This is a genomic window from Virgibacillus phasianinus (assembly GCF_002216775.1).
GTDB lineage: Bacteria > Bacillota > Bacilli > Bacillales > Amphibacillaceae > Virgibacillus_F > Virgibacillus_F phasianinus.
On the sequence record NZ_CP022315.1, the window covers coordinates 4,007,494 to 4,027,107 of the forward strand.

General features: G+C 37.4%; 20 protein-coding genes and 1 pseudogene. 8 read left to right on the forward strand and 13 right to left on the reverse strand.

The window, feature by feature from the left end:
- Positions 1-24 precede the first annotated feature (24 nt).
- Positions 25-792, reverse strand: a complete 768-nt coding sequence (locus tag CFK37_RS19545; protein WP_089063442.1) for a GNAT family N-acetyltransferase — start codon at positions 790-792, stop codon at positions 25-27.
- A gap of 284 nt (positions 793-1,076) precedes the next feature.
- On the opposite strand from CFK37_RS19545, the gene CFK37_RS19550 reads away from it, so the two are divergent.
- The gene (locus tag CFK37_RS19550; RefSeq protein ID WP_089060885.1) at positions 1,077-2,273 is read left to right on the forward strand and encodes an IS110 family RNA-guided transposase; all 1,197 of its coding nucleotides are present in this window, start codon (positions 1,077-1,079) and stop codon (positions 2,271-2,273) included.
- 221 nt (positions 2,274-2,494) lie between these two features.
- On the opposite strand, the gene CFK37_RS19555 is transcribed toward CFK37_RS19550, so the two are convergent.
- Positions 2,495-3,193, reverse strand: a complete 699-nt coding sequence (locus tag CFK37_RS19555) for an ArsR/SmtB family transcription factor (protein ID WP_089063443.1) — start codon at positions 3,191-3,193, stop codon at positions 2,495-2,497.
- 134 nt (positions 3,194-3,327) lie between these two features.
- On the opposite strand from CFK37_RS19555, the gene CFK37_RS19560 reads away from it, so the two are divergent.
- Positions 3,328-4,704 (forward strand): MFS transporter, encoded by a 1,377-nt coding sequence (locus CFK37_RS19560; RefSeq protein ID WP_172840538.1) that lies wholly within the window; start codon positions 3,328-3,330, stop codon positions 4,702-4,704.
- Positions 4,705-4,916: 212 nt separating this feature from the next.
- On the opposite strand, the gene CFK37_RS19565 is transcribed toward CFK37_RS19560, so the two are convergent.
- The gene (locus CFK37_RS19565; RefSeq protein WP_089063444.1) at positions 4,917-5,705 is read right to left on the reverse strand and encodes an MmyB family transcriptional regulator; all 789 of its coding nucleotides are present in this window, start codon (positions 5,703-5,705) and stop codon (positions 4,917-4,919) included.
- Positions 5,706-5,943: 238 nt separating this feature from the next.
- Here CFK37_RS19565 and CFK37_RS19570 point away from each other — a divergent pair, with 238 nt between their 5' ends.
- The gene (locus CFK37_RS19570) at positions 5,944-6,891 is read left to right on the forward strand and encodes an aldo/keto reductase (protein WP_089063738.1); all 948 of its coding nucleotides are present in this window, start codon (positions 5,944-5,946) and stop codon (positions 6,889-6,891) included.
- 564 nt (positions 6,892-7,455) lie between these two features.
- Here CFK37_RS19570 and CFK37_RS19580 read toward each other — a convergent pair.
- The 7 genes from CFK37_RS19580 to CFK37_RS19615 all read right to left on the reverse strand — a co-directional run bounded on the left by CFK37_RS19580 (position 7,456) and on the right by CFK37_RS19615 (position 12,665).
- Positions 7,456-8,235 (reverse strand): ABC transporter permease, encoded by a 780-nt coding sequence (locus CFK37_RS19580; protein ID WP_089063446.1) that lies wholly within the window; start codon positions 8,233-8,235, stop codon positions 7,456-7,458.
- On the reverse strand, positions 8,232-9,137 hold the full coding sequence (locus tag CFK37_RS19585; RefSeq protein ID WP_089063447.1) for an ABC transporter ATP-binding protein: 906 nt from the start codon (positions 9,135-9,137) through the stop codon (positions 8,232-8,234). The genes CFK37_RS19580 and CFK37_RS19585 overlap by 4 nt, the downstream gene beginning before the upstream one ends.
- Positions 9,137-9,340 (reverse strand): PLDc N-terminal domain-containing protein, encoded by a 204-nt coding sequence (locus tag CFK37_RS19590; RefSeq protein ID WP_089063448.1) that lies wholly within the window; start codon positions 9,338-9,340, stop codon positions 9,137-9,139. The genes CFK37_RS19585 and CFK37_RS19590 overlap by 1 nt, the downstream gene beginning before the upstream one ends.
- Positions 9,341-9,644: 304 nt before the next feature.
- Complete coding sequence (locus CFK37_RS19600) at positions 9,645-9,989, reverse strand: YxlC family protein (RefSeq protein ID WP_089063450.1); 345 nt, start codon at positions 9,987-9,989, stop codon at positions 9,645-9,647.
- Entirely contained in the window at positions 9,976-10,506 is a 531-nt protein-coding gene (gene sigY / locus CFK37_RS19605; RefSeq protein WP_089063451.1) for an RNA polymerase sigma factor SigY, read from the reverse strand. Before sigY ends, CFK37_RS19600 begins: the two co-directional genes overlap by 14 nt.
- Before the next feature lie 682 nt (positions 10,507-11,188).
- Positions 11,189-11,950 (reverse strand): glucose 1-dehydrogenase, encoded by a 762-nt coding sequence (locus CFK37_RS19610; RefSeq protein WP_089063452.1) that lies wholly within the window; start codon positions 11,948-11,950, stop codon positions 11,189-11,191.
- A gap of 196 nt (positions 11,951-12,146) precedes the next feature.
- Positions 12,147-12,665, reverse strand: coding sequence for a tubby C-terminal domain-like protein (locus CFK37_RS19615; RefSeq protein ID WP_089063453.1), 519 nt, complete (start codon positions 12,663-12,665; stop codon positions 12,147-12,149).
- 686 nt (positions 12,666-13,351) lie between these two features.
- On the opposite strand from CFK37_RS19615, the gene CFK37_RS19620 reads away from it, so the two are divergent.
- The 4 genes from CFK37_RS19620 to CFK37_RS19635 all read left to right on the forward strand — a co-directional run bounded on the left by CFK37_RS19620 (position 13,352) and on the right by CFK37_RS19635 (position 16,702).
- On the forward strand, positions 13,352-14,047 hold the full coding sequence (locus CFK37_RS19620; RefSeq protein ID WP_089063454.1) for a response regulator transcription factor: 696 nt from the start codon (positions 13,352-13,354) through the stop codon (positions 14,045-14,047).
- An 81-nt stretch (positions 14,048-14,128) separates the two neighbouring features.
- Entirely contained in the window at positions 14,129-15,052 is a 924-nt protein-coding gene (locus tag CFK37_RS19625) for an ATP-binding cassette domain-containing protein (protein ID WP_089063455.1), read from the forward strand.
- Positions 15,045-15,785, forward strand: a complete 741-nt coding sequence (locus tag CFK37_RS19630) for an ABC transporter permease (protein ID WP_089063456.1) — start codon at positions 15,045-15,047, stop codon at positions 15,783-15,785. The genes CFK37_RS19625 and CFK37_RS19630 overlap by 8 nt, the downstream gene beginning before the upstream one ends.
- Positions 15,786-15,802: 17 nt before the next feature.
- Positions 15,803-16,702, forward strand: a complete 900-nt coding sequence (locus CFK37_RS19635; protein WP_089063457.1) for a sensor histidine kinase — start codon at positions 15,803-15,805, stop codon at positions 16,700-16,702.
- A 368-nt stretch (positions 16,703-17,070) separates the two neighbouring features.
- Here the strand turns inward: CFK37_RS19635 and CFK37_RS19640 are convergent, their stop codons facing one another.
- The 3 genes from CFK37_RS19640 to CFK37_RS19650 all read right to left on the reverse strand — a co-directional run bounded on the left by CFK37_RS19640 (position 17,071) and on the right by CFK37_RS19650 (position 18,589).
- The gene (locus tag CFK37_RS19640; protein ID WP_089063458.1) at positions 17,071-17,535 is read right to left on the reverse strand and encodes a phage tail protein; all 465 of its coding nucleotides are present in this window, start codon (positions 17,533-17,535) and stop codon (positions 17,071-17,073) included.
- 63 nt (positions 17,536-17,598) lie between these two features.
- Positions 17,599-18,021 (reverse strand): DoxX family protein, encoded by a 423-nt coding sequence (locus CFK37_RS19645; RefSeq protein ID WP_089063459.1) that lies wholly within the window; start codon positions 18,019-18,021, stop codon positions 17,599-17,601.
- Positions 18,022-18,109: 88 nt separating this feature from the next.
- Positions 18,110-18,589 (reverse strand): GyrI-like domain-containing protein, encoded by a 480-nt coding sequence (locus CFK37_RS19650; protein ID WP_089063460.1) that lies wholly within the window; start codon positions 18,587-18,589, stop codon positions 18,110-18,112.
- 110 nt (positions 18,590-18,699) lie between these two features.
- Between CFK37_RS19650 and CFK37_RS19655 the strand changes: the two are divergent.
- Positions 18,700-19,581 (forward strand): annotated as a pseudogene (locus CFK37_RS19655) (helix-turn-helix transcriptional regulator).
- Positions 19,582-19,614 lie beyond the last annotated feature (33 nt).

Genomic DNA, 19,614 nt, shown 5'->3' on the forward strand with positions numbered 1-19,614 from the left:
TCATCTTTCATTAAAAATCTCCCCTTATTCAAATACAACCATTTCCCCAACATCTATAAATCCAAATCGCTTGTAGATATTTTTTCCGTCATCTGAAGCCTGTGATACGACTGGCTTTTGTTTATCCTTTGTTTGACTTAAAAGAAATTGAAACATTTCACTACCATACCCTTTACCTCTTACTGTTTCCTTTGTCATCACATCATAAATCCCGTAGCTATCTTTGCCTTTTATTAGTAAACCAGTAGTTACAGCTATTTCGTCTATGCATCCAATAAACATTTGAACGTCCGGACCTAACTTTACTTGTGAAAACTTATTAAAATAGCTTTCCAGTGCATCTTGTTCTGGCGTGCCTTCAAATAAGCTTATAAACACCTCTATATATCTTAAAAGTTCTTCATTATTTTTCACTTGGGTGATTTTTAATTGATTGGAAAACCTTTGATCAGCATGGAGCGTATTTTCACGTTTCATCATCACATTACGTTCTGTTTCTTTTAAGTCATATGCTTGCATAAGGTTTTTCCAATCATCATTCATATGCTCAACATCCATCCAAACACTAAATGGATATTCCTTCTTAGAAAAATAATCGAGTCCCTGTCTAACTTTGAATGTTCCTTGTAAGTTTGAAGACTTTGCCAATAGTACATTAAATGTATCAGTAGGTATTTCCGTATTTGCTAAGACGAAATCTTCTTCGCTTGTTAGTTCACCACTAACTGCATAAGCAAATGCTTTTAATTTCTCTTCAAAATTACTTATCACTAATTGTTGATTTGTATTCATGTTTTTGCACCTTTCATTTTTCAATAATCTGGCCCGTTCGTATTATAAGGTTAACCAGTCATTTCTGGTTGACCTATTTTTTATAGGTTCTATGATTAAAGTAGCCGGGGTAGGACGATCTGGCCCGTGGGACATCGATCCCGTCCGCAATACTGTCCACCCTCTACTTGTAGAAACATGTTTGAGGCTGGTTGGGACTCAGATCCCGTATAACAAGCGAAGCTATGACACTACAAGTGATGAAGAGGTGCACTGGCAAATCTATTAAATGGAGCGTGATTTATATGGATCCTGTAATTGGCTTGGATGTTGCAAAAGGTGAAAGCCAAGTTCAAGCCTTTTTACAAAGAAAAGAAACGTATAAGCAAAGTTTTAAATTCACACACGATTTACTAGGTCTTCAAACATTTCATAACTTTTATCAAGAAGTAGAAAAGGTCTCTGGTCAGCCTCCGGCTGTAATCTTTGAATCTACCGGACATTACCATGAACCTGTACTTCAATTTCTCGAGGATAAAGATATAGCTTATTATTTGGTCAATCCAGTGATTTCCTTTGAAGCTAGGAAAACTAATTTACGCCAAGTAAAAACGGATAAAGCTGATGCATTTCATTTAGGTGAGCTTTATTATAAAGAAGACCTTGAAATCTATCAAAGGAAAACGAATAAAGCCCTTAATTTGAGACTTTTAACAAGACAGCACAGTGCTTTAACAGATAGTTATGTTCAAATAAAACTTCAATTTCAAGTGGCATTGGATCAAGTATTCCCAGAATACCATTGTGCTTTTAGCGATTTGTATGGAAAATTATCATTAAATACTTTATCGAATTATCCAACTGCTATAGACATTCATAAAGTCGCTGATGAGAAGTTAGCTGAAGAGATGAGTCAATTTGGAGTCAGGCGCTCTCATGCATGGTTTTTAGACAAAGCGCAGCAATTAAAAGAAGCTGCAAGACGCAATCCCTATCAATCTCAAATTAGCCATGGACAACTGGTCAGTCTGCGTATGTATATTCAGATGCTTTTTCAATATCAGGAGCATTTATCAGAGTTGTTAACAGAAATAAATGCGCTTTCAAATTCTTTTGAAGAATACAGATTAATCCAATCCGTACCTGGTATTGGAGATAAGATTGCGGCAACAATCCTCTCCGAAATTGGCGATATCAACCAGTTCGAGCATCCTAAAAAACTTGTAGCCTACGCAGGATTGGATCCATCTGTTTTTGAATCAGGTAAATTTAAAGCTTCTATCAATCGGATTACGAAAAGAGGTTCATCAAGACTGCGACAAACGCTTTACACAGCTGTTCAGTGTGGTTTAGCCAAAGGACGAAATAAAAAACTAATTGCTTTTTATGATCGTAAAAGAAATGAAGGCAAGCCACATAAAGTCGCTCTAATTGCTTGCGCAAACAAGCTTGTTCATTGGATTTATGCCATGTTAAAACGTCAAGAAGTCTTTGTAGATTAAGTGTAATTTGCTTCAAATTCCTTTGTTTTTTTTCCTTTTAATCAAAAGGTTTATTTAGTATGTTCAATTTTAGTGTAACATGTTTTTTAGAAACTTTTTAGCCTTAATTATTGACAGCTATTAGCTGGTATTGCGGTATAACCTTTATTCCGTTAAAGCGCCCTATTCTTGAATAATGTTACTCTGCTCCCCAAATCTGATTTACTTCAATTGTAACCCAATTATCCCTTAGAAACAGAAATAGGGTCGAAGCCAAATTCCTTTAAAATTTCGGACCGCCCCATTTCAGTAACTTGAATCGAACGATGTGTAGAACCTTCCTCAATCCAACCTAAATCAAGCAGACGTTTAGTGATTGCTAGGGCTAAAGGACCAGCAATATGGTGCTTACGTGCCGTCCAGTCGATATGATAAGGAATAGCCTCATAATCAACCTTCCGTGATAGAACTACTTTGAAATCACGGATCCATTCATTTCCGCTTTTTGTTAATTGGTACCTTTTTTCTAAAACTTTAACATAGTCAAGTTTGATAAGTGCCTCTGTAAGTTTTACACCCAAATTCCCTGCCAGATGGCCGTAGCATGTACGCCCCGAGTAAAGAGCCTTTTTATCATTAGATTCTCGCAAAGACTTCACTTGAGGTGGAGGTGAGATGACTGCGATTGCCTCGACCGCCTCAGCCACATTCGGTCCAGATAGCTTATAGTATCTGTGTTTACCCGACTTTTCTACTGTAATCAATGATCCTTGCATTAATTTTGATAAATGTCCACTGGCTGTTTGTGGTGATACACCGGCGGTTGAAGCAAGATCACCAGCTGACAATACACGTCCGTCTGACAAAGCAATCAACATGGCCATTCGGGTTGGATGGCTTATAAGAGATGCAGTCACGGAAACATTCGAATACACAGACATTTATGGTCACCTCCAGAGATATTCCAATTAAAGTATATCATTTTAACATTTCGGCGGCACATGAAATATCCAGTTGATATAATCACGGTGGTTAGTATTCAAATAACATTACATTGGAATCTGGGGTGATTTTTATGAATAAAAGAGCTGATCAAATTGTGGCCTTTACAGCCGGCATAGGCATGCTTTTGTCTACTTTGGACACAGGTATTATTAATGTGGCATTACCAACGTTGGTACGGTCTTTCGATTCATCTATTACTGTTATGACATGGTCTATTACAATGTATACATTGGCCTTGGTTGGGACCATTATTATATTTGGACGTTTAAGTGATAGGTACGGTCGTTTAAAAATCTATACTTCCGGCTTAATTATTTTTTGTATAGCTTCCATATTTTGCGGACTATCGACATCACCGGGAGAATTAATTGCATCTCGCACCCTCCAAGGGATTGGCGCTGCCATGTTACAAGGGACAGCGACGGCCATTATTACTACTGCCATACCAAAGGAACGTCAGGGGGCAGCGTTTGGAACCTTAGGTGTTCTTTTAGGATTAGGACCAGTATTGGGGCCGAGTGTTGGAGGATTCCTAATTTCAGTGGGTAACTGGAGATGGATATTTTGGATCAATGTTCCCATCGTTTTAGTAGGTTTAGTAGGCTGTGTATATTTGATCAAAAGGGTGAAGGAATCAAGACGTACAATCAAAATTAATTTGCCGGGCAACATTTTATTAACACTATCTGTATTGGCGTTACTTCAGGGTCTATCGATGTTATCAACTTCAAATTTTTTAAGTTTGCCCACAATCGGTCCTATTGTGCTGTTTGCTTTATTATTAATTTCGTTTATTCTTTGGGAGGTGCGAGCAAAACAGCCGATTATTGACTTAAGGTTATTCCTGCATGGAGCCTTCTCAGCACCTATCTTGGGGATATTTGTACTTGGTGGGACAACTTCACTAGGATTTATTATTCCACCTTATTTTTTGGAACAGGTATCCAATCTTGAACCGTGGCAAACAGGCCTAGTCAATTTGTCTGCCCCACTAGGTTTGGTTATGATGTCTAAAGTGTCTGGGCGACTGATTGGAAGGGTGAGCACTACCCGGCTAATGATAATTGGTCTTATTATCATGGCTATCCCATACGGAATTCTTGGAACAATACAATCTGGATGGAGTTCCATTCTTATTGGAGTCCTACTATTAATTTACGGCTTTGGCGCTGGTTTTTTTCTTCCTCCAAACACATCGGCCATCATGGGAGCAGTAAGCCAAGAAGTCCAAGGAACAATAGGTGCTGTGCAACGAATGGTACAGAACCTTGGGATTGCCTTATATGCGGCGGTAACCTCATCATTTATTCAGACCCATTCACATGGTGGTTTAGGTTCATTTATGAACGGATTCCGAGAAGCATGGATTTTTGCAACAGTAACTTTAGTGTTCAGTCTATTGGTTTTTATTTATACCGCGCTATTCGAAGGCGATCACAAAAGTTAATAGAGTGATATCCTTGCTTCAGCACATAAATTTTTTTGCGTAAGTTTTATATGAGGAAAAAGCGAGCCTTGTCCTTAAAGGCATCTCTCTAATTCCACAAATGATCTTATTCCTAAACATTGGGCGCAAATCATTATTTCAGATAAGCGCCCAATTTGAGGAAGATCAAGGGTGAATTTAACCACACGTTAAAATTTGATGTGGACAGTACTTTAAGAGACAGGAACATACATACACCAAAAAAGATTTTCGTTTCCATCCACGTGGGTAGCGGAATGAATTCGGAAATGATTGGTTTGGCCTTGCTCATCATTTATCGAAATGAAACTAACCTTCTTCTGTTCAATTTGATGCTGTTCCCATAGATTTTGAAACAACTTGCTTTGCTGTTTTAGATTTAAAAGGAGTTGATTAAGAATGGGGTCCTCCGGAAAGCGGTCATAAATGCCCCGAAAGACTGCAACCGAATAGGTTGAAAACTCGTCCCAATTTTGAATACGATCCATAATACTTCCTTCCAAAAATAGGAGTTGTAGTAAATACCGTTCTTCGGAAGCACAAGAAGAAAACGGAAAAAGCATTGTTTCTGCCCCTTGATTCCAAAAAATAACCTTGGAACGCTGATCTGTAATGAAGGATGGAAATGGTAAACCGTAGATTGTAGCTTGTAATGAATCATTATATTGTTCTTCATCATTCGGCAACGATAATGCTTCATTATACGCTAAGTTGAAAAGATGTTCTTTCTCGTCAGGACTAAGTTGTAACGCCTGGCCAATATTCATTAAAACATCCCGTGAAGGTTGAATGTCTTTTCCCTGTTCTAACCATGTATAATACGTCACACTAACGTGGCTAAGATAAGCAACCTCTTCCCGGCGCAACCCCGGCGTTCTCCGCCGTCCCGATGTCATGTGAATGCCAACTTCTTCAGGCTGAACCCGTTCTCGCCTGGATTTTAAAAATTGCCCAAATACCTTGGAGTGTACACTTTTTTGCATAAGACTTGATTCATTCCTTTCTCATTGCGTTACCAGTATAGCTTTCATTTTGCTTAAGATAAAATGATTTGTTGTCCAACTTAACTGGTTGATACAGGTGTTTTAATATGGGCAATTTTTACATCCTGTTACTACCATTACTAGTATAAACATGCAGTGGTTGCAGCCATGTTTATTCGTTATGATAAAAGCATATCGCAAATTAGGGGAGGACATTCTAATGACTTATAATCAAGACATTTCAAAACGAAAGCTCGGGAACGAAGGGCTGGAGGTTTCCGCTATCGGACATGGTACGATGACCATGCCCGACAACCAATCTTCCATTGATACAATTCGAGGAGCTTTGGATAATGGTGTCACTTTGTTTGACACCGCAGACCTTTACGGAAATGATGGTTATCTTGAGGCAAGGTTTGGAGATAATGAAAAGCTGTTGGGCAAGGCATTAAAGGGAAGGCGTGATGAAGCTGTAATCGCAACAAAATTTGGGGTCACTCATAATCAAGGTTTTAAGGGAGACCCAGCTTATGTTAAAAAATCCGTTGACGCGAGTCTGTATAGTCTCGGAATTGATTACATTGATCTCTACTATCAACATCGGTATGACCCGAATGTTCCTATCGAAGAAACTATTGGAGCCTTAGATGATCTAGTTAAACAGGGTAAAGTTCGTTATATCGGCCTGTCAGAAGCACCAGCTGACATCATTCGTCGCGCACATGTGGTACATCCGATCACCGCAGTGGAAACGGAATATTCCTTGTGGAGTAGAGATGTAGAAGACGAAATTCTGCCGCTACTCAAAGAACTAGGAATTGGCCTCGTCCCATACAGTCCGCTAGGCAGGGGATTCTTGACAGGTCAGGTTAAAAAATTGGATGATCTCTCAAAGGATTACCCACAGGAAATGTATTCTCGTTTTCAAGGTGAAAACTTCACTAAAAATGTAGAGTTAGCCTCTCGCATAGAAAAAATGGCTACGCAAAAAGGATGTACGACTGCACAGCTTGCGTTGGCATGGCTGTTGGCACAGGGAGATCAAATCGTCCCCATACCAGGTACCAAACGGTTAGAAAGAGTCCAGGAAAACCTCGAGGCCTCTCAAATTGCCCTTTCAAATGAAGACCTGGCAGAAATCGAACGTATATCTCCGAAGGGTGCAGCCTATGGGAGCAGGTTCTAATTAAACAAATTTATTATTTTAAATGTTTATAGGTATCAAAACAAAAAGGCTTAGGCTATTCTTATGAAATGTAGTCTAAGCTTTTTTCATGGCTTTTTCCAAGAAAGCGCCTGCCGTCCATATTCCGCAAAATGGCCCTTTTCATGAATAGTACTTATTTATAGTTCAATTTCAATCACATGCTTCCCACACTAATCATTCAATTAATTTTAACACAAAAGGTAATATTTAGAATATATCGGATATGAAAAATCCTTATTAAGGAATAGCGCCCGTTTAAGGAAGATCATTAATCCCACCTTATAGAAGATAAGCACCATTTAGTTTTATAAAAAATCAAATTACTGATCAGGTCGTTCTCCTTTTGAAGAACAGAAAAAATAACAATAATAATAAGTCCAATGTTTTCAATGATTTCATTATCAACTAGTTTGTTAAAAATATAAACTAAAATTCCTGCCTTTAAACCCGATAATAAAACTCTTAATATACTACCTTTAATATTCATAGCCCCCTACTATACTCAAATTTCAACTGCTGCTCTAGGGTGCATTTCTACCTTTTTTATTCCAATAGCTCTTTTTGCTTAAAGATTTGTATGGATGAGATGAGAACGACGATGATAATAGCAATAGTTGTAATAAAAGCTAGCAAGAAACTAGAATCTAGTTCTCCTGACAACAAGACCTGTCCTGTGTGCTCAGTCATCGTAGCCGGGCTCCATTTCATATACTTTCCTAGAATGGATGTAACCGTCGAAATGGCAAAGACCACAAAAATTGTAGCAAAAGCGACACTGCCATTTCCTTTCATTATCGTACTAAAAAAGAGCGTCAATGTAACAACAAAAACTAACCATATACTGTAGATCACTACACTTTGAAAAATGCGCTCAAAAGCGACTGTTTCAATGAGTAAACTCGTATAATACCAAGAAGCTACATATCCGATAAACAATGAAATCAGTGTAATTGTAAGTAACCCAGCCCATTTCGATAATATATACGAGGAATAAGGAACTGGTTTAATCATGACCATCCCTGCTACTCCACTCTGTCTTTCTGCGGAAACGACACCCATTGCACCCAAAACAAGAATAAGTACACCAAGCATCCCATAATTAGATAGAACCTTCATTAATACTTCTGCCCCAGTTGGAGTTGGCATTTCAAGGATTGTACCTTCTGGAAGACCGCCAAAAGTGTCCAAAATTTCCGGCATATAATACGAACTAACCGGCTGCATGACACCTAGCAAAATAAAGACAATTGGAATCCATAAAATTTTATAATTTCGCACCATTTCCGTCATTTCTTTTCGATAAAGAACAGTCCATTGTGTCATGCCTTCACCACCTTCATAAATAAATCTTCTAATGTTGTTTGGGAAATCTCGAACTTACGAATCGGAAGTTTTCTATCCACGATATCTTTTAATAATGTTTGCTTCCCATTTACCATATCTTTTAATACGATGCTGGTTTTATTATCTTGAATGTTTACTTCAGATACGAAGCTATAACTCGCTATGCTCTTTAGCCAGTCGGTAGGCTGTGATTCGAATTCAATTTGTAAAATAGGTTGTCGATACTCTTCCATTACATTTCCCAGGCTACCTGATATCACAATTTCCCCGGTATGCATGATAAGAATGTCGTCACTTATTTCTTCTGCATCGTGAAGGACATGGGTTGAAAAGAGAATTGTTGTTTCCTCTTTAATCTCTCTCATCATGTCCAACACTTCCCGTCTCCCAAGTGGATCGAGTGCTGAAACAGGCTCATCTAAAATAAGTAATTTCGGACGATGAATTAGTGCCTGTGCCAATCCGAGGCGCTGCTTCATTCCACCAGAATAACCCCCTATTTTTCTTTTCTTCGCATTCATTAGGTCCACTCGTTCAAGTAATTCTTCACTTCTTTTTTCTGCTTCTTTATGATTCAGCTTTGCTAATTGCCCCGCGAAAACAAGAAACTCCTTTCCGCTCATCCAATTATAGAAAGCAGGATATTGAGGTAAATACCCAATAAACTGCCTTAAATCCTTTGCTTTCTCCCCTTTAAAATCAATACTACCTGAAGTCGGTTCCAACAATCCGGATAGCATTTTTAATGTCGTTGTTTTACCTGCTCCATTTGGTCCAAGTAATGAAACGCACCTGCCTTCTTCAATATGAAAATTGATTCCATTAACAGCATTCGTATTTCCAAATCTTTTTACTAAATCGCTTGCCTTTAATAACTCCATTAATTATTTCTCCTTCCAACAACGAAATAAAGCACTGGTCCTATTAAGCCGATAAAGAGAATCAAAAGGATCCACAACCATTTTGGTCCGTTCGTTTTTTCTTCTCTAATACAAGAAACTAATGCAGTAATCATAAGAATTAATTGTAAGACAAGAATTGGCGCAATCGCTCCCCAAGGGATTTCATTTAACGATACATTCATTTTTTTCTCCTCCAAATTGTTTATTTACCCTTATTACGATTACGTTCGCCTAATCGTTCACTCACGAAAAAAATAAAAAAATCTCAGGAATTTGATCCTGAGACCTTTCTTTTAAATATTTTTCTTGCAAAAATAAGATAGATAATAAGATACGTTGGAAATTGAATAAGGCCTAAAAAGCCCCATAGCCAAGCATTGTGTCCCCTCTTCCGTGCATCCCAAAACATCCATGAGCCCTGGCAAATCAGAATAAATGCAATCACGACTGATAACCAAAGCGGTATGCTACTTAGTTCGTTTGGGTTCATTCATTACTGACCTTCTTTCTCGTTTTGTTAAGAGCTAAGGGCAGTAAGATAATCCCCACTAGCTGAAAATATAGAAAAAGAATTGGCTGACGATAAACGACAGCAATCACAACTGAAAGCACAAATACTGCAACAGAGATAAACGTGAGGAGGTCTTTCCATTGTTTTTTTCGTATTCTTTTTTTCTCTAATTCAACATTCTGTTGAAACCATTGTAAGTTTGGAGTAGATACTGGATTCCATTGATCCAGTTTTTCTAAACCATCTATTAATTGCTTAACCGTTAATTCATCTTCATCATCCAACATAGAATTACTATTTTTAGAATCATACTCCTTCAAGTTCAGCCAACTCCTTTCGTACACTTTTTAGACCATTTGAAACTCGAGATTTTACTGTTCCTTCAGCAATACCCATCATTTTTCCAATTTCCTCATATGAATATCCGTAATAATGCTTTAACACGATTGGCAAACGTATTTCTTCATTCATTTGGGCAAGTACATCAAGTACATCTATCCATTCTTCGTTCATATTGGCTGCATTCCATTTCATTTTTCGGAGCGCTTGTTCCTGCTCTAGCCAGTTTTTCTCCCGCTTCTTTCTACGCTGTTGATCGATGAAAAGGTTCGTTGCGATTGTGATGAGCCATGAAGAAAACTTGGATTCACCATTATACAGTTGGATTTTTTCAATACACTTCATCATCGTCTCTTGTGTTAAATCTTCCGCGATTTGTGGATGAAGGGTAACTTTCATTAAATACTTTACGAGGAACGAATAATTCTGTTGTAGCAGTTTCGAAAGCGCCAATGTATCTCCTTTTTTCGCCTTTCGAATTATATCCTTTTCATCCATGAGATCTACTCCATAAAATAATAATCTATATGTAATACGACTAACTGGGAAAAATCGTTCATTTTCAAAATAAAGAATCACAACAAAAACGTTTAGCCACCTATTAGTATTTATTAAGTTTTTACTTGAAAGTTATATATTTGACCAAAAACCAAAGTATTATTGTTCATTCAACGGGTTCAGAATACTTGTTTAATTATTATAGTATTACCAAACTACTCACATGATTTGTTTAAGTATCTCTTCTTTAAGTAATGTTCCACAATATAGCCCGATTCATATAAACTCACCTGGCACCACCTCCGTTCTGAAGGCTAACCTGACATCCCTTGATGAACATTATCTACTACTAGTATATTAATCACATTTTCTATTGGTAACGTACATTCACACATGATGCGTATCCATTTTTATAATTGCTGGATTAATAAATCACACCCCGTAAAAAACATAGAATGGGTATTTTTGCACATCCCCTCATAAGCGATTACCGAAAACTAATCTCCATACCTATCACCATTGCAAAAAAGGCGCTTCCTTATTATTCAAGAAAAGCTCCCTATTGCTTGAAACTATTTTTCACTTTCTGTCTTGTTTAGGCTTATCGTCCTACAAAGGCAAAGATACTGAAGAGGAAACCGTTCGAAAAGACGGTTCCCTCATCAGTTTTAAAACTTTTTCCTTAATAAGCACTCCATCCGGCATCGGCAGCCAATGTGACACCGTTGACATATGAGGAATCTTCGGTTGCAAAAAATAGTGCGATATTAGCAATGTCATCCACTGTTCCAGACTTAGGCATTAAATTTGTTCCGCGTGTGGCAGCCTCCATACCAAATGAGTCAATATTTTCCATAGACGAAGCAAATCCGGTTTGCACTTGTGCTGGCGCAATAGCGTTACAACGAATATTATGTGGTCCATAATGCGATGCTACGTTTTTTGTCATTCCGACCACGGCATGTTTGACTGCTGTATATGCTAGTCCACCACGACCACCGGTAAGGCCTGTAATTGATGCCATATTAACAATTGTTCCTTCACCAATGTCCTGAAAGTGAGGAATTATTTTTCGTATGGTATACATAACACCATTCAAGTTGATGCCCATGACCCGATTCCATGTATCATCTTGAACATTGGCAGCCGATTGCATATTATCACCGACCCCAGCATTGTTTACTAGAATATCCACCCGTCCAAACTTTTCAATCGCCTCATCAATCATATGCTCTACTTCAGCGTTGACAGCAACATTCGCTTTCACGCCGATAGCTTCATAACCAGCATCTGTTAGTTCCGTTACAGTATTATTCATCGCTTCCTCAGCAAAATCTGCAATAACGACCTTTGCTCCCTCTTTTGCATATGCGGAGGCGATTTTTTTCCCGATTCCGCTTCCACTTCCAGTAATAAGCGCTACTTTATTTTCAAGTCGTCCCATCTAAGCATCTCTCCTTCTAATGATTATAAGCTAACATCACTATTGTACACCTATATTCATTCATCCAGAATTAGAACGCCCAAACAAATTATGTGCCCTTTTTAAATAGACGCCTTCTTAGATTACTGCGCCCGTTAACGGAATTGTCCTTTCAACCATTGGCTGGTATTAGTTTAAGTGTAATCCTTCACAGATTTTATGCTGCGTGAAGGTATGTATGAAAAATGCCAATAAAAAATAACATTTTATCTTCATATTCTTGGTCGGTTAAATTAAAATAGGCTTTGAATGGAGGTTTGAGATTTGATTTCCATTCCGCAAGAATAACACCATTCTTTGTAATTTTAGCCCAATCTGTAAAGCTTTGTTCCAATTCATATGTTTCCTTGTTAAATTGAAAAGTAGTGTATTGTCCTACACCAAAGTTTTTTTTATCTTCCAGGTGAACATAATAATCAGTATTATCTTTATTATAATTAATGTAATATTGCCTTCTTTTAAATGGGTTAGGTTCCTTCTTAGATTTGAACACCACTTGATGGTCTTTACTTTCTAATTCGTAATTTACAAAGTATCGACCTTTTAGCAAAATATCTAATACTTTTTGTAATGGGTTAGAATATTTTTTTGTGATAGTCCCTATCGTTTTAGCGTTCTCATCATAAATAGAGGAAGGTTTTGTGGAAATAGTGTTATAAAATCTGTATTCGTACAATGTTGAAACATCCTTTCAATAAATTACTTTACCCTAAGACATTTTTTACGTTTAAATACTTAAAAGGTTTCATGTTCTTATTCAATAATCTGGCTCTTGTATGCCATGTTGGCGCCATTCCTTATTGGGGTCCCGTCCCGAAAATGCAGATTTACAACTCTAAATAGCTTGTGACGTTAAAAATGGAAGACTTCACAACGATAAGGCCTTTGGGATAAGTCATATGAGACATCGGAAAGCCTGATTTTATAGAAAATCGATTTAGTATCAGTAGATTAGACCCTAATGAAATAAAAATAGACTGATGGCAAAAACCTACCAGTCCAAAGACCTTTTCTTCGGTAATCCTTAGAAACGTAAAACCTTCGTAATTGAAATAAAACAGATTATCTATTTGCCGCACAAATCTTAATTTTACCGGAGTTGAGATCACGGATGATATGACCAATAACAAACAACTTTAATATTGGTGATGCAGCTGTTAAAAAAGGTGAAATATCGGAGGGAAGAATCAATGAAAGTGTTCGTCGAACCATTGAATTAAAACAAAAGTACGATCTAAAAAATAAAAAAGTAGAAAAGATCAATTTGAGTAAACTGAATCAATCGATTAAAAAAGTACTTAATAAATATGAGTAAAATGATATGCTATAAGTATAAAAGACAACAAATAAGGTGTAGATAAAATGGATGATCCAATCAATATTTTAGTAGTTGAAGATGATAATGATATCAATCAATTGTTATGTAACATCATACGTAAAAGTGGTTATACCCCACAATCCGCCTATTCAGGAACCGAGGCAATGATCCATATGGAAAAACAAGATTGGGATATGGTCTTACTGGATTTAATGCTTCCAGGTATGACGGGAGAAGAGATCCTCGCGAAAACTGTTGAACAAAAAGCAGTTCCTGTCATTATCATCTCGGCAAAACTAGAGAAACAGACGAAGATTGATGCATTACGAACAGGTGCAGATGATTACATAACGAAGCCGTTTGATATTGATGAAGTGTCGGCAAGAATTGATTCGCACCTAAGACGATACCGTCGCCGAAATATCGAATCCCAAGCAAAGAAGGAATTAAGACACAAGGATATTTGTGTGGATACAGAGTCTAAGACGGCGGAAGTAAACGGTAAAGAGGTAACGCTGACAGCACGCGAATATGCTATTCTAGTTATCCTTTTATCCTCTCCTAAAAAGGTATTTACGAAAGCTAATTTGTTTGAAAGCGTTTGGCATGAGGATTTTCATGGGGATGATAATACAATGAATGTTCATATGAGTAACCTAAGGAATAAGCTGGCCAAGGCTAATCCGCAGGAAGAATATATTGAAACAATTTGGGGAATGGGATACCGACTTAAAACTTAAGGTTTTCTTAAGAATTGTCTTAAGCCTTTCTTATGTTTTCGTTTTTATAATTGAACTATCACATGAGGGAGGTAAATGGTAATGGACGATTATGTTCTTAAAACAACTAATTTAACGAAGAAATATAAAAGTCAATTCGCTTTGAATAAAGTGGACCTTTCCATACGAAAGGGTTCTATTTATGGTTTTATCGGCCAAAATGGGGCAGGGAAATCAACATTAATAAAACTTGCTATGGGACTTGCTTTTCCCACGAATGGGTCCGTCGAGTTATTCGGTGAAAGTAGTGGGGATAAACTGATTCAAACAAGGAAACGAATTGGTACAATCATAGAAGGCCCAGCATTATTTCCAAATATGAGTGCTAGCGAGAACTTAGAAAGTCAACGGCTTCTAAAGGGAATTCCAGGAAAAGAATCTATCCAAAAAACCCTCGCGCTTGTAGGATTAGAAGGTACAGGCACAAAGAAAGCAAAGAACTTTTCGCTAGGGATGAAACAACGACTTGGGCTTGCCATTGCCTTGTTAGGTGATCCGGAATTCTTAATTCTCGATGAACCAACTAATGGGCTGGATCCAATGGGTGTAGTTGAAATGCGGGATCTTTTGTTAAGACTCAACCGTGAAAATGGAATTACAATTTTAATATCAAGTCATATCTTAAGTGAGCTTCATTTGCTTGCGACTCATTATGGGATTATCCATAAAGGGGTGCTGTTGGAGGAGTTAACAGCGAATGCGTTACATGAAAAATGTCAACAATATCTGCATATAAAAGTTGATAATACGGATAAAGCAGCAGTAACGATTGAAAATGAACTTGCTACCACCAATTTTGAGGTGATGCAAGATGGTACCATTAAGTTATATAACTATGTTGATCAACCAGGTAAAGTGTCAACAGTCCTGTCATCTACGGGATTAGTCATCGAGCAATTCATGCCAATGGGTGAAGACTTAGAAGGCTATTTCACCAAGTTGATTGGGGGTGTGCAACATGGGTAATTTAATGAAAGCCGAATTATTTAAATTGCGCAGAGACCGATCTTTTTGGACAGTAATTATCATTTTATTCCTGTCAGCTATCGGTTGGACAGTGTTAGAATACCTTGATCATGATCCAAATTTAAATAGTGGGATGGAAGTATATCTTGGGTCGTTTGCAGGTAATAACTACATTACGAAAATAGCTCCCTGTATTCTTGCTGGATTTTTTATTTCAAGTGAATATTCCATAGGAACGATGAAAAGTCTTACGGCTACTGGTAATAGCCGAATGAAAATTTTTTGGTCAAAATTATTCGTATTTTCATTCGGGTCCATCATCATTTCATTAATATTCCCTATTGTTGCGACAGGTACCGGAACGTTACTATACGGTTTTGGCGAAATGCCCAAAGGTATAGATGCTACTTATTTTGGACAAACGCTTGGGCTACTGATTCTTTATGCTGCAGCATTTTCATCGATTATGGCATTGTTCGCAATTATGCTGACAGATAGTGGGAAAGCAATTGGGTTTTTAATTATATTTTTCCTGCTATTTGATACCCTTTTTTATGTATTGGCTACGAAAATAGCAATAGTGGAGCCTGTATTCAATCATTCAGTGTTTAAGCTGTTTCTAGAAATTAGTCAGCTGGAAATAGAAACTAAACATGTTATTGTGCCAGTTCTAACCTATATTGGTTTTGGAATTCTTGGCAGTTTCGTATTTCGTAAAAAAGAAATAAAATAAGAAAGCGGGTGAGAAACATGATTTATATAAGCGTTATTTCGGCTCTATTAGCAGTCATCTTTCTCATCCGTTATTATCTAGTAAAAAAAGAAATGAAAAGTATTACAAAACAACTAGAGAACTATAATTATCATAATACTGAAAAGAAAGTTGATATTACATTTTTTGATAAGGATATTGAAGCACTTTCGGTAGGTGTTAATCGACAAATTGATTTAATTGTTCAAGCAAATGCTGATAAAAGAAGAACGGAAATGGAGTTGAAACAAGCAGTAGCAAATATATCCCATGATATCCGTACCCCTTTGACATCCATTTTTGGGTATATTCAACTATTAGAAGCGAAAGATGTTACACCTGAAGAAAGAGAAGAATATGTTGCGATCATTAAGGATCGGACGAAACGCTTACAAGTGTTGTTAAACGATTTTTTTGAGTTGTCGATTATCGAATCTGTCGATCATTATTTAAAGCTTGAAACGATAAAAATGAATAACGTGGTTTCAGAAGTGCTCATGGAATTTTATGACCAGTTTACTGAACGTGATTTAAAACCAATTATTATGCTGCCAAAAGAGAAGATTAGTATTATCGCAGATGAGTCAGCCGTAAAAAGAGTTATGGAAAACCTTATCAACAATGCGATTAAACACGCGAGTGGTAATGTGTCGATTAGTCTTGTACAGGGTGATTCAAAAGTTATAATGACAATAAGTAATGATGCGAATCAGTTGGATAGAAATGATTTAGATATGCTATTCAATCGGTTTTACACAGCCGATCAAACACGATCCAGTCAAGGTACAGGACTAGGGTTATCTATCGCTAAGGGACTTATGCAGAAAATGAATGGAAACCTTATCGCGGAATATAAAGAAAGTAAATTAATTATGAAATGCGAGTGGAAGATGCAATAATTGTATTGCAATCTTTTTCAAGATATAAATTTGATAGCATATCCTGATTGCTTCTCTTCTATACTTAGTAATGGACATTCATAAATCATGGAGGTAACGCATGGAGAACTGGATAACAGATTTCATGGAGCAGAACAAGTTTAAACGATTGGTTCGATATAGTCAAAGCAATTTTTGCAGATAATTTCCCATTCCGATTAAAGATTCCGTTTTTTAAAAAGATCTTGTTCCACAATATGGCCCTAATACGCAAGACGGGCGTCTAACTTTATTCAAGATAAGCGCCCGATGATTGAATAAACCATTTATCTTTTCTTGTTAATTTAGTTACCCTTGCTATCGCCAAACTCACTAGAAAATGGCTTACTTTAATATTCTCTTTTAATTACAAAAAACGATCCCCGAATTGTTCCGGCTAGTTTAGACTTCTGCCTAGCAAATTTAAATTTCCCTTCTAACTCCTTTGGTACCTCCATCCCCTCAGAAAGCTTAAAACCAACAGCTCGCTTCTTAGGGTCATCAACCGTATACATGACGTTGACTCCTAGACCATCCTCATAAAAGACGTAGGCAAATTTGATATTTTCCACTTGAAAACGCGATGTTTCTATAGGTTTGGCAGTAAAATCAATATCACGTTCTTCTTTCAAAATCTGTTTTACATAATCAAGGGTCTCCTGGCTTTCGCTAGCTGGGACAACCGTAAATTGATGTTTGTATTTGTTCATAAAGTAACGTCCTTCATTTGCACGTAAACCAGCAAGCGCTTCTGCCGCAGGTGAACACTCTAAACCAACTGTAGACACATTTTTAAAATCAACGATATAGGACACTTCCATCCCTCCCTTTTATTTTCAAACAACAAGAAGCCAAATTTACCAAAAATCCATCCTTCTTTACAGTTTGCGGCTCTTCGAACGCAGCGACCATGAAGCGATATTGAGTGCAGCGTAGAAAAGTGGAAGGATAAAATGAAATCCGTAATCACCATAATCATCAGCAAACGCATGAGACAAAGCCGCACCGGTCATTAAAAAAAAGAGACCAGCATGAGCCCATTCCTTAAGTCGAGGAAAACGTGGCACGACGATAGCGATGACTCCAAGTATTTTCCAAGTCCCGAGAATAGTCGTGATGTATAATGGGTAACCGATATTCGTCACTAACTCAATGTTTCCCCCAACTCGCATCAGTTGCCCGATACCACTTAATGTAATCGATCCTGCGAGTAGTAATGTGACTAACCAATAAGCAATCATTTTTCCTTGGAGCGGGGTTTCTACCTTCGCGGTTGTTTCCGTACCAATAACCTTGCTCATTTGATTCCTCCTCATCATTGTTTCAAGTGAAAACTTATTCAAGGTTGCACACTTTCCGAATGATTAACTCCTAAATGGACACATCCCTTTATTTCCTAACAACAGGAATCCACATTTCACCATATAGGAGGCCGTTTTGTTGCCCCATCACAACAGCTGCATTTGGTCCACCAACATAGGCAACATTATTTACTTCCTGCAAGACTTCACCAAAGGCTGTGCCAGTAAGCGTGTTACTTAACTCTTCAGCCGAATTACCTTCCCCTTTAACAACGAGATATTCCCCCTTAGGGAATTGGATAAGCCTCGATGCTTCTGGTATCGATTCCTCTGTCATAACACCAGCATAATGCATCATCTTGTTATTTACCGCTTCGTTCACAACAAAAATGTAGTCATTTGTGGCGACAGCTTTTAACAGATCAATCCCTCCATTCTGATTGATAGCCTGCCAAAAATCTGCCTTTTCCTTGTTAATGCCAGCATAGTCTGTGTAATCACTCTGAAGCTCTGTTCCAATACCTAAAACGGTAAAGCTGTCTTTTTCTTCTAAGTTATAATCTGCCATGTTCAAAACCTTCCTTTTTTAAAAATTTATCAAATGATTTGTCTTTTCTCTTGATACGTATATAATAACCTTAAATCATGTCAAAAAATGATACTGTTTAGGAGGTTCCGATGAAAAAAGTTGAACGGATTAATATTATCATGCGGTATATCAACAACCGCTCCCACTTTACAATTTCCGAAATTATGCGGGAATTTAACATTTCCCGTTCGACGGCTATTAGAGATATCAGAGAAATTGAAGCCATGGGTATGCCGCTTGTCCCTGAAGTTGGAAGGGACGGGGGTTATTTTGTCATGAACAACTTCGTCCTGCCCACTGTTCGCTTCACCGACAATGAGATTAAAGCTCTATTTATTGCCTTTATAGCGACACGAAATCAACAACTTACTTATCTAAAAAGCCGTCAGTCCTTAGCTGAAAAATTACTTGGCCTCATCTCACAAAACCAGCAAGATGACCTTGTTCTTTTAAATCAAATCTTGCTTTTTGAATGGACAAACCCTAATAATCCTGACCTACTTGAGCTTTCAGATTTACCTCATCCTATATTAGAGAAACTTATTCAAACCCTTCTTTTGGATCGCAATTTGCTACTTATGATCAACGAAGAGAAGGTAATAAGATCTTATCCAATTTATCTCTTGCACCTCTATCGTGAAAAAAGCCTTTGGTTGATTCAAGGCTATAACTTAAAGCAAGAAGAAAATCAGATTTTTCCTGTTGACCATCTCATCGATGTCAAACCCTACCCACCAAAAAAAGATTAAGTAAGAAAAAGATTTTAGAAAAACTAAGTAAACAAGAAGAAGTAACCAAGCTTGTCCTTGAACTTGGTCCAAAAGCGATTGCCCAGTTCAAAAAATACCATCCTTTCCGAAATAACAAATTGGCTACTTTTCCCAGGTAGGGATATCAAGGTCAGGGAAGTGCCACAAGAAATCTTAGGAGATTTACGAGATAGATTTAGCTTATATATTGCCCATAAGTAGTTAAATCTTTATTGGTATAAAATATAAAAAAAT

Coding starts and splice junctions, on each gene's coding strand:
- sigY (WP_089063451.1), bottom strand. CDS start 10,506: ATGGATGAAAAGGATATAATTCGAAAGGCGAAAAAAGGAGATACATTG.
- CFK37_RS19635 (WP_089063457.1), top strand. CDS start 15,803: ATGATTTATATAAGCGTTATTTCGGCTCTATTAGCAGTCATCTTTCTC.
- CFK37_RS19650 (WP_089063460.1), bottom strand. CDS start 18,589: ATGGCAGATTATAACTTAGAAGAAAAAGACAGCTTTACCGTTTTAGGT.
- CFK37_RS19545 (WP_089063442.1), bottom strand. CDS start 792: ATGAATACAAATCAACAATTAGTGATAAGTAATTTTGAAGAGAAATTA.
- CFK37_RS19550 (WP_089060885.1), top strand. CDS start 1,077: ATGGATCCTGTAATTGGCTTGGATGTTGCAAAAGGTGAAAGCCAAGTT.
- CFK37_RS19580 (WP_089063446.1), bottom strand. CDS start 8,235: ATGACACAATGGACTGTTCTTTATCGAAAAGAAATGACGGAAATGGTG.
- CFK37_RS19645 (WP_089063459.1), bottom strand. CDS start 18,021: ATGAGCAAGGTTATTGGTACGGAAACAACCGCGAAGGTAGAAACCCCG.
- CFK37_RS19630 (WP_089063456.1), top strand. CDS start 15,045: ATGGGTAATTTAATGAAAGCCGAATTATTTAAATTGCGCAGAGACCGA.
- CFK37_RS19560 (WP_172840538.1), top strand. CDS start 3,328: ATGAATAAAAGAGCTGATCAAATTGTGGCCTTTACAGCCGGCATAGGC.
- CFK37_RS19620 (WP_089063454.1), top strand. CDS start 13,352: ATGGATGATCCAATCAATATTTTAGTAGTTGAAGATGATAATGATATC.
- CFK37_RS19585 (WP_089063447.1), bottom strand. CDS start 9,137: ATGGAGTTATTAAAGGCAAGCGATTTAGTAAAAAGATTTGGAAATACG.
- CFK37_RS19625 (WP_089063455.1), top strand. CDS start 14,129: ATGGACGATTATGTTCTTAAAACAACTAATTTAACGAAGAAATATAAA.
- CFK37_RS19565 (WP_089063444.1), bottom strand. CDS start 5,705: ATGCAAAAAAGTGTACACTCCAAGGTATTTGGGCAATTTTTAAAATCC.
- CFK37_RS19610 (WP_089063452.1), bottom strand. CDS start 11,950: ATGGGACGACTTGAAAATAAAGTAGCGCTTATTACTGGAAGTGGAAGC.
- CFK37_RS19555 (WP_089063443.1), bottom strand. CDS start 3,193: ATGTCTGTGTATTCGAATGTTTCCGTGACTGCATCTCTTATAAGCCAT.
- CFK37_RS19590 (WP_089063448.1), bottom strand. CDS start 9,340: ATGAATGTATCGTTAAATGAAATCCCTTGGGGAGCGATTGCGCCAATT.